The following is a 13,718-nucleotide window of genomic DNA, read 5'->3' as shown; positions in this document are numbered from 1 at the left end:
CTCCGGGGACGACCGGGGCCGGCGGCGACACACACCCGACTCCGAGCGGCAGGTAGAGGAGCGCACCGACGATGGCGGATGCCAAGGTCATTCCGTTCGATGACGACCGTTCGCGGGCGGGGGGCTCGCCGCGTGCTGCGCGGCGGCGCTCCCCCGGACGCGGCAACGGGTCCGTGAGCGCCCTGCCGGGGCAGTTGGACGGCGGGCTGCCGCCGGAGGAGCTGGAGGAGGCTACGGTGGCTCCTGAGGACGTGGAACGGGGTGGCTGGGACCGGCGGATCGCGGGCGGGCTCGCGTTTCTGCGGCGGCGGGTCACGGGTGAGTACGACGTCGACGAGTTCGGCTACGACAAGGAACTCACCGACCAGGTGCTGATGTCGGTGCTGCGGCCCGTGTACGAGAAGTACTTCCGGGTCGAGGTGAAGGGCATCGAGAACATTCCGTCGGACGGCGGGGCGCTCATCGTGTCCAACCACTCCGGGACGCTGCCGCTGGACGGGCTGATGCTCCAGGTCGCGGTGCACGACAACCACCCGGCGGGGCGGCATCTGCGGCTGCTCGCCGCGGACCTGGTCTTCATGCTGCCGGTCGTCAACGAGCTGGCCCGCAAGGCCGGGCACACGCTGGCGTGTGCGGAGGACGCGGAGCGGCTGCTGCGGCAGGGCGAGGTCGTCGGGGTGATGCCGGAGGGCTTCAAGGGCATCGGCAAGCCGTTCGGCGAGCGGTACAAGCTCCAGCGCTTCGGGCGGGGCGGCTTCGTGTCGACGGCCCTGCGGGCCGGGGTGCCGATCGTGCCGTGCTCGATCGTGGGGGCGGAGGAGATCTACCCGATGATCGGCAACTCCAAGACGCTGGCGCGGCTGCTGGGTACGCCGTACTTCCCGATCACGCCGACGTTTCCGTGGCTGGGGCCGCTGGGGGCGGTGCCGTTGCCGACGAAGTGGACGATCCAGTTCGGTGAACCGATTTCCACGGACGGGTATCCGGTGGAGGCGGCGGAGGATCCGATGCTGATGTTCAATCTGACGGATCAGGTGCGGGAGCAGATCCAGCACACGCTGTACAAGCTGCTGGTGCAGCGGCGGTCGGTGTTCTTCTGAGGTGCCCGGTGCGTCCGGGCGGGCGTGCTGTCCGCGATCGCCGGACGGGCTTGGTGCTGCCCGTCCGGCGATCGGGTCAGGATTCGTTTCTGCTGTCGATCCCGAGGCCTCCGATCAGGCCGGGGATCAGCGGGGGCAGGGTGATGTCCGGCGTGGGCGCCGTGCTCGGGGTGTCCTTCGACGGTTCGGTGGCGTCCGGCGACGGCGGGTCGAAGAGGTCGTCCGTGCCGCCCCCGATCAGGCCGTCCGCCGGGGTGCTGCCCGAGTCCGACGGGCGGGGCGAGGAGCTGCTGCCCTGGTGGCCGTCGTGCGCGTCGGCGGGTGAGGAGGACGCGGGGGAGGGCTGGTGCGAGGAGGGCGCCGTACCGGTGTCGGTGGAGCCGGACCGCTGCGATCCGCCGTTCTTCTCCGGGGTACGGGGGAACAGCGACTGCAGCGGCGCGACTTCTTCGTCTATGGCGGCGAAGACCGAGCTCACCTGGTCGCCGAGCTCGGTCAGCTGGACGGGCAGCCGGTCGCGGAGGCTGGTCCAGCTCTCGCGGTGCGAGCGGGAGAAGGAGTCCAGGGTCTGGATCGGGCCGATGGCGCCGTCCCGCTGGTAGGCCGCGTGGAGCAGGCGGTGGCCCTCGGTGGCGTCGTGGGTCATGCCGTTGAGCGTGCGTCTGACCTCGCCGAGCTGTTCGTGGTCCAGGTCGCCCGCGCGGCCGCGTTCCATCAGTCTGCGGGCTTCGCTGAGCCGCGTCGACGCCTGGTCCAAGTAGACCTCGCCGCGGTCGGTGTCGCTGCCGGCCAGGTTGAGGTGGATGTCCTCCATGCCGCGCTTCAGCCCGTAGAGCGAATCACCCGGGAGGGCGTCGGAGCTGGCGGCGGCCACTCCGCCGAAGGCACCCGCGGCCACACCGACGGTGAGTCCGCCGGCCGCGAGGCCCTTCGTCCAGCGCGATCTGGGGCGCAGTTTGCGGAGCGGGGATGCCCGGTGGGCCCCCTTGCCCCGTTGTTCGGGCACTGTAGTGGCCGCGGACGCACCGCCCGCGGCGAACATGGCCTCCATGGCGGCGACGAGCTGGGCTCGCTGCACCACTTTGACCTCGGGATCCAACGCCGGCTTCGGTAGCTCACCGAGGCCGTTCGCCAGGGCCAACAGCGTTCCGCGGTCGGCCGGTTCGGCCGGGTCCTCGGGCTGTACGGCCGCCGCACCGCGGAGCGACTGCTCCTCCACGGCCTGGGCGAAGGCGTTCGCCCGCCGGTGTGCCGAGACGTTCGCGATCACTGGCGGCACCTCCTCTCGTCATGACGGTCGACTCCCCTGAGGGTCCGGAAGGTTGCACACCTTGAGCGCATCCACACGATTGAGTGAGTGTCTGCGGACATGGAGTGACGACAGGGGGCCTGCAACCGGCACAACGAGTGGCGCGGCACTTGGGTTACGCACGAAAGATGATCGGACCAGTGGGTGATGATCGTATTGCAGAGAGTGATTCGGTCCGGGGTGGGGTCAGCGGGCATCGTCCGGAAGGAGCCGGGCAAGGGTGCGGACGGCGCGGTACTGCAGGGTCTTGATCGCGCCCTCGTTCTTGCCCATCACCCGGGCGGTCTCGGCGACCGAGAGCCCTTGCAGGAAGCGCAGGGTCACGCACTCCTGCTGCTGGGGGTTGAGTCGGCGCACGGCTTGCAGCAGTGCGGCATTGGAGAGGGACTCCAGGACGGAGTCCTCGGGGCTGCGCTGGACCTCGTTGGCGTCGAGCATTTCGCCGGTGGTCACTTCCAGCCGGAACCGACTGGATTTGAAGTGGTCGGCGACCAGGTTGCGGGCGATTGTGACCAGCCAGGCGCCGAAGTCGCGGCCCTGCCAGGTGAACGTGGAGATACGCCGCAGGGCGCGCAGGAAGGTCTCACTGGTGAGGTCCTCCGCCGTCGCCTTGCCGCCCACGCGGTAGTAGATGTAGCGGTACACGGTGTCGCTGTACTGGTCATAGAGGCGGCCGAAGGCGTCAGCCTCACCGGCCTGTGCGCGCTCGACGAGATCCATCATGCGCGCGCTGTCGCTGTCGGCCGTCGGCCGACGAACGGTGGACGTGGTCGTTGCGCCGCGGTTGCTGCGTCTTCCGACCGCCGCACCGCGTTCGGCCAGGGCGTAGCAAGGGCCGGCAGGTGCAGGGGTGGCAAAGGCGGGTACGGCGTACGCGGTGGGGACGAAGCCGCGCAAGCGGTCGGCGACCGTTGCGCGCAGCGTAGCCAGGCCCGAGGCGTCAACCCCGACGTGTGGGTACACGGGACTCCCAGAGGCAGAGCTTCCATCACGTGCAGTGCGGAACCGTCACTCGTCGTAGTGAGTGGTGGGTTCCGGAATGCGTCTGAGGAGAATAACGCTTCGTACAGGCAGTGCTACACCCAGTTGCTCAAATCACCGGTTACGTCGCTTCTGTAGCGACTATTCGACACATTAAGTAGCACATCGTGACCGATTATTGATCGAATTATTTCGGGATCTGTCAGCTGTCGCGACAGGTTGTGGTCGCGCGGGGGTGCCCCGGCCGGTGGGCGCGGCCGGGGTCAGCGGCGGCGGCGGTGCAGGGCGACGGCGGCGGCGGTGCCGCCCGCGAGGGCGCCCACCCCGGCCGCGGCCGGGATGCCGACCTTGGCCGCCTTGCGGCCCGTCCGGTAGTCGCGCAGCCGCCAGTCGCGGGCGCGGGCGTACTTGCGGAGCTTGGTGTCGGGGTTGATCGCGTACGGGTGTCCGACCAGGGACAGCATCGGGATGTCGTTGTGCGAGTCGCTGTACGCGGCGCAGCGCGCCAGGTCCAGGCCCTCCGCCGCGGCCAGGGCGCGTACCGCCTCGGCCTTCGCGGGGCCGTGCAGGGGTTCGCCGACCAGGCGCCCGGTGTAGACCCCGTCGACGGATTCGGCGACCGTGCCGAGCGCGCCGGTCAGGCCGAGGCGGCGGGCGATGATCGTGGCGGTCTCCACCGGGGCGGCGGTGACCAGCCAGACCTTCTGTCCGGCGTCGAGGTGGGCCTGGGCGAGGGCGCGGGTGCCGGGCCAGATGCGGTCGGCCATGTACTCGTCGTAGATCTCCTCGCCGATGGACATCAGCTCGGAGACGCGGTGGCCCTTCACGATGGACAGGGCGCTGTCGCGCGCGTCCTGCATGTGTTCGGGGTCCTCGACGCCGGCCAGCCTGAACCAGGCCTGCTGCCAGGCGAACCGGGTCAGTTCGCGGCGCTCGAAGAACTTCCGCTTGTACAGGCCGCGACCGAAGTGGAAGATCGCGGCGCCCTGCATCACGGTGTTGTCGAGGTCGAAGAAGGCGGCGGCCCGGTCGTCGCCGACGACGGGGAACTCGGGTTCCTCGGCCTCCGTGCCGGGCGTGGCGCCGGCATCGGCTTCGGTGTCCGCGGACCGCTCGGCGTCGAGCGACGATTTCCGCGCTGCTTCTGCTGCTGCCTCGCCTGCCAGCACGCTCCGTGCTGTCGCGGAACGCCTACGGGGTGTGAGCCATCCAAGAGCGGCCATGCCGTGAGCATAGCCAGTTGGTTCGGCCCTTCCCGACCTGCCGGGATGCGGTGGCGTGAACTCTCGGGAACCGAATTGTTAATCGGGTGATTCCGGGCGTAGGGGACGAGGGGCCGGGCGGCTCCGTCCGCGGCGCAGAATGGAGGGCATGAGTGCCCTGTTGCGTCGTACGAAGAAGAAGCCCGCGGACCGGGTGGTGACCCTGGTCGGGAAACCCGGGTGTCACCTCTGTGACGATGCCAGGCTGGTGGTGCGGGAAGTCTGCGAGGAGACCGGCGCGTCGTGGGAGGAGAAGGACATCACCCGGGACGAGCAGCTGTACCGGGAGTACTGGGAGCAGATCCCCGTGGTCCTCATTGATAACGAACAGCACACGTTCTGGCGGGTGGACCCGGTAAGACTACGCAGCGCGCTGCTTTCCTGAGTGAAACCCGGTTACCATCATGGGCGTTTTGAGTGGTCCCGGGGGCGTAGTCGTGAGGAGTGTGTACCACCTTGCCCCCTTCGGGCCTGCAACGGGCTGATGCGATCGGCGGTTCCTGGATCGCGCGACGAATGTGCGTGACCCCGGTCACTTTGACCGGACAAATCGGACACTATCTTTGTGCACGCGTTCACAAAGACATAGCCTGCATTCGACGGGGCGGCCATGGGACATGCGGCCGCCTGCAGCCCCGCTCATCCCGCAGGAGCACCGTGGCAACTGGCCGAAACCACCGACCGGCGACCCGTAGCCGAGGAATTCCCGAGGCCACCGTCGCCCGACTTCCGTTGTATCTCCGTGCGCTGACCGCGCTCTCCGAGCGCTCGGTGCCCACGGTCTCCTCCGAGGAGCTCGCCGCGGCGGCGGGAGTCAACTCCGCCAAGCTGCGGAAGGACTTCAGCTACCTCGGTTCGTACGGGACGCGCGGCGTCGGCTACGACGTCGAGTATCTCGTCTACCAGATCTCCCGTGAGCTCGGCCTCACCCAGGACTGGCCGGTCGCGATCGTCGGCATCGGTAACCTCGGAGCCGCGCTCGCCAACTACGGCGGTTTCGCCTCCCGCGGGTTCCGGGTCGCCGCGCTGATCGACGCCGACCCCGCGATGGCCGGAACGCCCGTCGCGGGTATCCCCGTCCAGCACGCCGACGACCTGGACCGGATCATCAGTGAGAACGGCGTGTCGATCGGTGTGATCACCACCCCGCCCGGCGCGGCGCAGCAGGTCTGCGACCGGCTCGTGGCCGCGGGTGTCACCTCCATCCTCAACTTCGCCCCGACCGTGCTCTCGGTGCCCGACGGCGTCGACGTGCGCAAGGTCGACCTCTCCATCGAGCTCCAGATCCTCGCCTTCCACGAGCAGCGCAAGGCCGGCGAGGACGCCGCCGCGGACAGTGCCCCCGACCCGGCCGCACCGCCCGTGCGCGCCACGACCACCAGCCGGAAGGGACCCGACGGGGACATGCCCGCCGTGATGCCGGCATGAGTCTCCTTGTCGTAGGGCTGAGCCACCGCAGCGCCCCCGTCTCCGTGCTGGAGCGGGCCTCGCTGGCCGCCGGTACCCAGGCCGCGCTGTTGCGCGACACCCTCGCCGCGGAGCCCGCGGTCGAGGCCGCCGTCCTCGCCACCTGCAACCGCATCGAGCTGTACGCCGACGTGGACAAGTTCCACGCGGGCGTCGCCGAGCTGTCCACCCTGCTCGCCCGGCACAGCGGCGTCGGTCTGGACGAGCTCACTCCGTATCTCTATGTGCACTACGAGGACCGGGCCGTCCACCACCTCTTCTCGGTGGCCTGCGGACTCGACTCGATGGTCGTGGGCGAGGGCCAGATCCTCGGTCAGATCAAGGACGCGCTGGCGCTGGGGCAGGAGCTCCACACCGCCGGCCGGCTGCTGAACGACCTCTTCCAGCAGGCCCTGCGGGTCGGCAAGCGCGCCCACAGCGAGACCGGGATCGACCGGGCCGGGCAGTCGCTCGTCACGTTCGGTCTGGAGCAGCTCGCCGAGGGCCGCGACCCTGGTGTCTGGGCGAAGGGCAAGCGCGCCCTGGTGATCGGCGCGGGCTCGATGTCCTCGCTGGCCGCCGCGACGCTGGCCCGTACCGGTGTCGCCGAGATCGTCGTCGCCAACCGCACCCGTGCTCGCGCCGACCGGCTGGTCGAGATCCTCAACCAGGCCGCCGGTGCCTCGGTGGCGGCCCACGCGGTGGAGATGGCCATGGTCTCCGACGAACTGACACGTGCCGATGTCGTCGTCTCCTGCACCGGTGCGACCGGTCTGGTGCTGAGCGCCGAGGCCGTCGCCGGTGCGCTCGGGCTGGACTTCGACGCGCGCGAGGCACCCGCCGTGCCCGTCGCCGCGCCGCCCGCCGAGCCGGACCAGCACGCCGTGTGGGTGGAGAACGGTTCCGCCACCGCGACCGCGCAGGCGCAGGCCGTCCGCCGGGTCACCGTGCCCGCCCAGTCCACCGGGCCGGTCCGCCTCGCCCTGCTGGACCTCGCGATGCCCCGTGACATCGACGGCGACGCCGCCCGCCTCGACGGTGTGCGCCTCGTTGACATCGAGTCGCTCGCCGAGGCGTCCGCCGACGCCCCGATGGCCGCCGATGTGGACCAGGTGCGCACCATCGTCGCCGACGAGGTCGCCGCCTTCGGTGCCGCCCAGCGCGCCGCCCACATCACTCCCACCGTCGTCGCCCTGCGCACGATGGCCGCCGGAGTGGTCGCGGGCGAGATCGCACGGCTGGACGGACGCCTCCCCGACCTGGACGAAAAGCAGCGCGCCGAGATCTCGCAGACCGTGCGCCGCGTCGTCGACAAGCTCCTGCACGCGCCCACCGTGCGGGTCAAGCAGCTCGCCAGCGAGCCCGGCGGCGCCGGGTACGCCGATGCGCTGCGGGAACTCTTCGACCTCGACCCGCAGACGGTCGCCGCCGTCTCCCGGGCAGACCTGAACGACCCGAATCGAGGGCGGTCATGACCGACAACTCACCCCTGGGCGCGGGGGCCACCAAGCCGCTGCGGCTGGGGACCCGGCGCAGCAAGCTCGCCATGGCGCAGTCCGGCCTGGTGGCCGAGGCCGTCAGCGAGGTGACCGGGCGGGCCGTCGAGCTCGTCGAGATCACCACGTACGGGGACATCTCCAAGGAGCAGCTCTCGCAGATCGGCGGGACCGGCGTGTTCGTCGCCGCGCTGCGCGAAGCCCTGCTCCGCGGCGAGGTGGACTTCGCCGTCCACTCGCTGAAGGACCTGCCGACCGCTCAGCCCGAGGGTCTGGTGCTGGCCGCGGTGCCGGTGCGCGAGGACCCGCGTGACGTGCTGGTGGCGCGGGACGGGCTGACCCTCGGGCAGCTGCCGCCCGGTTCCCGGATCGGCACCGGCTCGCCGCGTCGCATGGCGCAGCTCAACGCGTACGCCCGCGCTCACGGCCTCGGCATCGAGACCGTGCCGATCCGCGGCAACGTCGATACGCGTATTGGTTTTGTACGAAGCGGTGAACTGGACGCGGTGGTACTCGCCGCGGCCGGACTCAGCCGTCTCGGCCGGACCGGTGAGGTGACCGATTTCCTGTCGGTCGACACCGTTCTGCCCGCTCCCGGCCAGGGAGCACTGGCGATCGAATGCGCTGCCAGCAGCGCTGACCTCGCCGCCGCGCTCGCCGAACTCGACGACCCGTACACGCGGGCCGCCGTGACCGCCGAGCGTGCCCTGCTCGCCGCCCTGGAGGCCGGCTGCTCCGCACCTGTGGGTGCGCTGGCCGACCTCCTGGCCGACGGTCAGGCTGTCAACGAACTGCGCCTGCGCGGGGTCGTCGGGTCCACCGACGGTTCCTCGCTGGTGCAGCTGTCCACCACCGGTCCCGTCCCCACGTCGCACGACGACGCGGCGGCCCTCGGTCGCGAACTCGCGGCCGAGATGCTCGCCAAGGGTGCGGCCGGTCTTATGGGGGAGCGAGCACTTTGAGCCCCACCGGCCCCGCCGCATCCGATTTCCCTGTCCTGTCCGCAGGGCACGTCACCTTCCTCGGCGCCGGTCCCGGCGACCCGGGACTGCTGACTCTGCGCGCCGTCGAGGCGCTTGCGAGCGCGGACGTTCTTGTCGCCGAGCCGGACGTTCTCGGCGTCGTTCGCTGCCATGCGCGGGCAGGCGTAAGCACGCCTGAGCTGACGGTTGTTGACGCGCAGTCAACAGCCGTCGGTGTTCCCGTTCTCAGGGATGCGGCCAATCTTGTCATGGAGGCCGCGAAGGGCGGCAGGCGGGTCGTCCGTGCCGTCGCCGGTGACCCGGGCCTGGACGGTCACGCGGGCGGCGAGATGCTGGCCTGCGCGGCCGCCGGTATTCCCTTCGAGGTCGTACCGGGTGTCGCCAATGTCGTGGGGGTGCCCGCGTACGCCGGGGTGCCGCTGCGTGACGCGCAGGGCGCGGACGTCCGGTTCGTCGACGCCCGTACCGCCTCGGACCGCTGCTGGAGCGAGGTCGGCGCGAGCGATGCCACGTGTGTCATCTCGACGACGCTCGACGCGGTGGCCGCGGCCGCCGGTGAGCTGGTATCGGCGGGCCGCAAGCCCGACACCCCGCTGACGGTGACGGTCGGCGGCACGACGACCCGGCAGCGCACCTGGACGGCGACGCTGGGCACCATCGCCCAGCTCTTCAAGCAGGCGAAGGTCCTTCCGTCGCCGGAGGGGCACCGGCCTGTCATAGCCGTGGTCGGGGAGCGCAGCTCCGCCGCCCAGCGCGACCAGCTCGCGTGGTTCGAGTCCAAGCCGATGTTCGGCTGGAAGGTGCTCGTGCCGCGTACGAAGGAGCAGGCGGCGTCGCTCTCCGACCAGTTGCGTTCTTACGGCGCGGTGCCGCACGAGGTCCCGACGATCGCCGTCGAGCCGCCGCGTACGCCCCAGCAGATGGAGCGCGCGGTCAAGGGCCTGGTCACCGGCCGCTACGAGTGGATCGCGTTCACCAGCGTCAACGCGGTGAAGGCCGTCCGGGAGAAGTTCGAGGAGTACGGGCTCGACGCCCGTGCCTTCGCCGGGATCAAGGTCGCGGCCGTCGGCGAGCAGACCGCCGCCGCGCTCGTCGACTTCGGTGTGAAGCCGGACCTGGTGCCGTCCGGTGAGCAGTCCGCCGCCGGTCTGCTGGAGGACTGGCCGCCGTACGACCCGGTCTTCGACCCGATCGACCGCGTCTTCCTGCCGCGTGCCGACATCGCCACCGAGACGCTGGTGGCCGGTCTCATCGAGCTGGGCTGGGAGGTCGACGACGTCACCGCGTACCGCACGGTCCGCGCCTCGCCGCCGCCCGCCGACACGCGTGAGGCCATCAAGGGCGGCGGGTTCGACGCGGTGCTCTTCACCTCGTCCTCGACGGTGCGCAACCTGGTGGGCATCGCCGGCAAGCCGCACAACGTGACCGTCATCGCGTGTATCGGCCCGGCCACGGCGAAGACCGCCGAGGAGCACGGTCTGCGCGTCGACGTCCTGTCGCCGGAGCCGTCCGTGCACAAGCTTGCCGAGGCGCTCGCCGCCTTCGGTGCGCAGCGCCGGGACGCGGCGAAGGAGGCCGGTGACCCGGTGACGCGGCCGAGCGAGCGCCGTCCGGGTGCGCGGCGGCGTCGTACGACGACCTGATCCGTTGTAACGGATGTACGGGGTCCGGTCCGCTTCGGCGGTCCGGGCCCCGTCCGCTTTTCCCGGCACGGGTGTCGGTAAGACGGTGATGTGTGCGGGTCTAGTCTCGAAGGATGACTGTGTACGGAAACTTCCCCGGCTCTCGCCCCCGACGGCTGCGGACGACCCCCGCGATGCGGCGGATGGTCGCCGAGACACGGCTCGACCCGGCGAATCTGATCCTGCCCGCGTTCGTGCGCGAGGGCATCGACGCCCCGGTCGCCATCTCGGCCATGCCCGGGGTGCGGCAGCACACCCTGGACACCCTGCGCAAGGCCGCGGTCGACGCGGTCTCGGCCGGGGTCAGCGGGATCATGCTGTTCGGTGTGCCGCTGGACGAGAAAAAGGACGCCCGGGGCACGGCGGGCACCGACCCCGAGGGCATCCTCCAGGCCGGTCTGCGCGCGGTGCGTGAGGAGGTCGGTGACGATCTCGTCGTCATGTCCGACCTCTGTCTGGACGAGTACACCGACCACGGCCACTGCGGTGTGCTGACCGAGGACGGCCAGGTCGACAACGACGCGACGCTGGAGCGGTACGCCGAGATGGCCCAGGTCCAGGCCGACGCGGGCGCCCATGTGGTCGGCCCCAGCGGCATGATGGACGGCCAGGTCGGGGTGGTCCGCGACGCGCTGGACCAGACCGGACACGAGGACGTCTCGATCCTCGCGTACACGGCGAAGTACTCCTCCGCCTTCTACGGCCCGTTCCGCGAGGCCGTCGGCTCCTCGCTCCAGGGTGACCGCAAGACGTACCAGCAGGACCCGGCCAACGCCCGTGAGTCGCTGCGCGAGTTGGCGCTCGACCTCGCCGAGGGCGCGGACATGGTCATGGTCAAGCCGGCCGGACCGTACCTGGACATCCTGGCGAAGGTCGCCGAGTCGGTGGACGTGCCGGTCGCCGCGTACCAGATCAGTGGTGAGTACGCGATGATCGAGGCCGCCGCCGAGCGCGGCTGGATCGACCGGGACGTGGCGATCATGGAGAGCCTGACCGGTATCCGGCGGGCGGGCGCGCAGATGATCCTGACGTACTGGGCGACGGAGGTCGCGCAGCGGCTGGGGCGCGCCGGCTCCTGAAGCGGGTACGCGGAAGTCCCGCCCGGCCGGTGAGGAACTCCGGTACCAGGGCGGGACTTTCGCGTACGGCGCCACCGGGCCGGTGGGCCTACTTCGCGGTGGCGTAGGCGGTCCAGATCCGGAGCGGGAAGACGTTGCCGCGCTCCGAGTCGTCACCGCCCACGCCCTGCATTCCCAGCAGTTGAGGGGTTCCCGGCTTGTTGCGGAACATCGTCACGGCCGTGGTCAGCCCCTTGGTGTGGCCGATGAACCAAGCCGACTTCATCCGGTCGTCCCCATCGGTCGCGCCCGCCGAGAGGTCGTCGAGGGTCCCGGAACCGGCGAACGCGTCGAACTTCTTGTCCTGTGCCAGCGACGTCCAGGCCGCGATGCCCAGGGTGTCCTTCACGTCGTTGGCCACCGAGGTGTCCATCGCGCGCTGCGGCTCCGGTTTCCCGAAGCCCTCGATGGCCTCGCCGTCCCGGGTCATCCCGGTCACCGAGTAGGGCTCGGCCCGCATACCGCCGTTGCTGAAGGCGCCGTACGCGTCCGCCATCCTGACCGCGCTCGGTGTGGACGTGCCGAGGGGGAAGGACTTGTCCAGCCGGGCCAGGCTCTCCTCGTGCAGCCCGGCCGCGACCGCCATCTCCTTCACCTTCTTCAGCCCGATGTCCTTGCCGAGCCGTTCGAAGGTGAGGTTCGCCGATCTGATCAGCGCGTCGCGCAGGGTCGTCGGCACCAGGACCGGCACCGGGAGGACACCGCCACCCGAGGGGGCCGTGGGCGTCGCCGGGCGCGGGCCGCCCGTGATCAGACGCCCCGTACTGCTGTAGCCGCTGTCCAGGGTGATTCCGCCGCCCTTCTGAAGGGCCGCGGCCAGCACGAAGGGCTTGAAGGCCGAGCCGACGGGGACACCCGCGGTGTCGGCGTTGTTGGCGAAACGGGTGGTCGCGTCGGCTCCGCCGTACACCGCGACCACGGCCCCGTCCTCGGGACGGACGGATGCGGCGCCGACCTCGACGTACTTGTCCGCGGCGCGCTTCTTGGGGGCGAGGTCGTGCCTGCGCACGCTGCGCACGGCCCGCTCCAGCTGCTGCACCCTGTCCTTCTCGAAGGTGGTGTGCACCCGGTAGCCGCCCCGGGCGAGGTCCTTGGCGGTGAGGCCCGAACGCTTCTTGATGTACTTGTTGGCGATGTCCACGAGGTAGCCGGTCTGGCCGCCGAGGCTGGTCGGCTTGACCGCGTCCCGCGGCTCCGGGAACTTCGTGTACGTGGCCCGCTCGGCCTTCGTCATCATGCCGTTCTCGACCTGCCGGTCCAGGATCCACTCCCAGCGGTCGACGGCGCGCTGGTGGTTGCCCTTGCCGCCCGAGGGGTCGTACTCCTCCGCCCCCTTGAGCAGGGACGCGAGCATCGCGGTCTGGCTGGGGTCGAGGTTCTTCGCGGGGATTCCGTAGTACGTGACCGCCGCTGCCTGGATGCCGTAGGCGCCGCGGCCGAACCAGCTGGTGTTCAGATATCCCTGGAGGATCTCCGCCTTGCTCTGCTTGTTGCTCAGCTTGAGCGAGATGAAGAACTCCTTGAACTTCCTTTTCGCCGACTGCTCCTGGCTGAGGTAGGTGTTCTTCACGTACTGCTGGGTGATGGTGGAGCCGCCCTGGGTCTCACCGCCTTCGACCATGCTGACGGCCGCGCGGGCGATCCCCTTCACCGATACCCCCGCGTCGGAGTAGAAGGTCTCGTTCTCGGCGGCTATGACCGCGTGCTCCATCGAGTCGGGTATGTCGGCGAGCGTGACGTTCTGCCGGTTGACCGCGCCCACGCTCACCAACTGGCTGCCGTCCGCCCAGTAGTAGACGGTGCCCTGCTTGCGCGCCTCGGCGTTCTCGTCCGGGATGTCGACGGACGCGTACACAGCGGCGAACACCCCGGCAAGCGCCGTGAGTCCGAGCAGGGCCGCGCTCAGCACCTGCCGCCAGGAAGGGGCCCAGCGGAGCCAGTTGGTTCTCCCCCGGCGGGGGTAGTCGACTCGGCGCACGCGAGGGCGTTTCGGGCGGATGGGGCGTCGGGCCATGCTTCAGCTCCTCGTTCACCGTCCACGGCGGGGGCGCGGACTTGTGAGAGGAGATGTTCCGGATCGTGATCAGGTTGTCTCGGGGCCCCGCCCGGCACGAGTGGCGCACGCGCACCGGGCAGCCTTTGCGGGGAAACGATGAACGATGCCCCACATGTCGGCCGGTGCGGCGGCCCCGGCCCGGGGGCGGGGACCGGCGCTCAGGCCCCCGGTCCGTGACCCCAGGCCGCGAGGATGCGGGCGGCCTCCCGGCCCAGTGTCCGGTCGTCGGCCAGCCGGTGCAGCACGCGGGCCCGGCTCTCGCTCGGGCCCGCGTGGCTGCACCGG

At 70.5% G+C, this 13,718-nt stretch carries 11 protein-coding genes; 7 read left to right on the top strand and 4 right to left on the bottom strand.

Annotated features, from left to right (window positions below; all coding sequences use genetic code 11):
* The first annotated feature begins 71 nt into the window (after positions 1-71).
* Positions 72-1,100, top strand: a complete 1,029-nt coding sequence (locus tag J1C73_RS31785) for a lysophospholipid acyltransferase family protein (RefSeq protein ID WP_207319398.1) — start codon at positions 72-74, stop codon at positions 1,098-1,100.
* 76 nt (positions 1,101-1,176) lie between these two features.
* Here J1C73_RS31785 and J1C73_RS31780 read toward each other — a convergent pair whose 3' ends face one another.
* The 3 genes from J1C73_RS31780 to J1C73_RS31770 all read right to left on the bottom strand — a co-directional run bounded on the left by J1C73_RS31780 (position 1,177) and on the right by J1C73_RS31770 (position 4,613).
* Entirely contained in the window at positions 1,177-2,370 is a 1,194-nt protein-coding gene (locus tag J1C73_RS31780) for a DUF5667 domain-containing protein (RefSeq protein WP_207319397.1), read from the bottom strand.
* 225 nt (positions 2,371-2,595) lie between these two features.
* A complete protein-coding gene (locus tag J1C73_RS31775) occupies positions 2,596-3,372 on the bottom strand; it encodes an ECF subfamily RNA polymerase sigma factor, BldN family (RefSeq protein ID WP_207319396.1) in 777 nt (258 codons plus the stop codon).
* A 281-nt stretch (positions 3,373-3,653) separates the two neighbouring features.
* Positions 3,654-4,613: an HAD family hydrolase gene (locus J1C73_RS31770; RefSeq protein ID WP_207319395.1), complete on the bottom strand. Its 960-nt coding sequence runs from the start codon at positions 4,611-4,613 to the stop codon at positions 3,654-3,656.
* Positions 4,614-4,761: 148 nt separating this feature from the next.
* Here J1C73_RS31770 and J1C73_RS31765 point away from each other — a divergent pair, with 148 nt between their 5' ends.
* From J1C73_RS31765 to hemB, 6 genes are all read left to right on the top strand, one after another.
* Positions 4,762-5,037, top strand: coding sequence for a glutaredoxin family protein (locus J1C73_RS31765; RefSeq protein WP_123462067.1), 276 nt, complete (start codon positions 4,762-4,764; stop codon positions 5,035-5,037).
* A gap of 272 nt (positions 5,038-5,309) precedes the next feature.
* A complete protein-coding gene (locus tag J1C73_RS31760) occupies positions 5,310-6,080 on the top strand; it encodes a redox-sensing transcriptional repressor Rex (protein WP_123460005.1) in 771 nt (256 codons plus the stop codon).
* Positions 6,077-7,573: a glutamyl-tRNA reductase gene (locus J1C73_RS31755; RefSeq protein ID WP_207319394.1), complete on the top strand. Its 1,497-nt coding sequence runs from the start codon at positions 6,077-6,079 to the stop codon at positions 7,571-7,573. Before J1C73_RS31760 ends, J1C73_RS31755 begins: the two co-directional genes overlap by 4 nt.
* A complete protein-coding gene (hemC, locus tag J1C73_RS31750) occupies positions 7,570-8,556 on the top strand; it encodes a hydroxymethylbilane synthase (RefSeq protein WP_123460003.1) in 987 nt (328 codons plus the stop codon). Before J1C73_RS31755 ends, hemC begins: the two co-directional genes overlap by 4 nt.
* Positions 8,553-10,220: a bifunctional uroporphyrinogen-III C-methyltransferase/uroporphyrinogen-III synthase gene (locus tag J1C73_RS31745; RefSeq protein WP_123460002.1), complete on the top strand. Its 1,668-nt coding sequence runs from the start codon at positions 8,553-8,555 to the stop codon at positions 10,218-10,220. The genes hemC and J1C73_RS31745 overlap by 4 nt, the downstream gene beginning before the upstream one ends.
* A gap of 113 nt (positions 10,221-10,333) precedes the next feature.
* Positions 10,334-11,338: a porphobilinogen synthase gene (gene hemB / locus J1C73_RS31740; RefSeq protein ID WP_207319393.1), complete on the top strand. Its 1,005-nt coding sequence runs from the start codon at positions 10,334-10,336 to the stop codon at positions 11,336-11,338.
* Between the two features lie 88 nt (positions 11,339-11,426).
* Here the strand turns inward: hemB and J1C73_RS31735 are convergent, their stop codons facing one another.
* Positions 11,427-13,391 (bottom strand): transglycosylase domain-containing protein, encoded by a 1,965-nt coding sequence (locus J1C73_RS31735; RefSeq protein WP_207319392.1) that lies wholly within the window; start codon positions 13,389-13,391, stop codon positions 11,427-11,429.
* Positions 13,392-13,718: the final 327 nt, after the last annotated feature.

Origin of the sequence: Streptomyces laculatispora (assembly GCF_017353455.1) — a bacterium.
Classification (GTDB): domain Bacteria; phylum Actinomycetota; class Actinomycetes; order Streptomycetales; family Streptomycetaceae; genus Streptomyces; species Streptomyces laculatispora.
The sequence above is the reverse complement of the archived record's forward strand: the minus strand, read 5'-3'. Positions and strand labels throughout refer to the sequence as shown.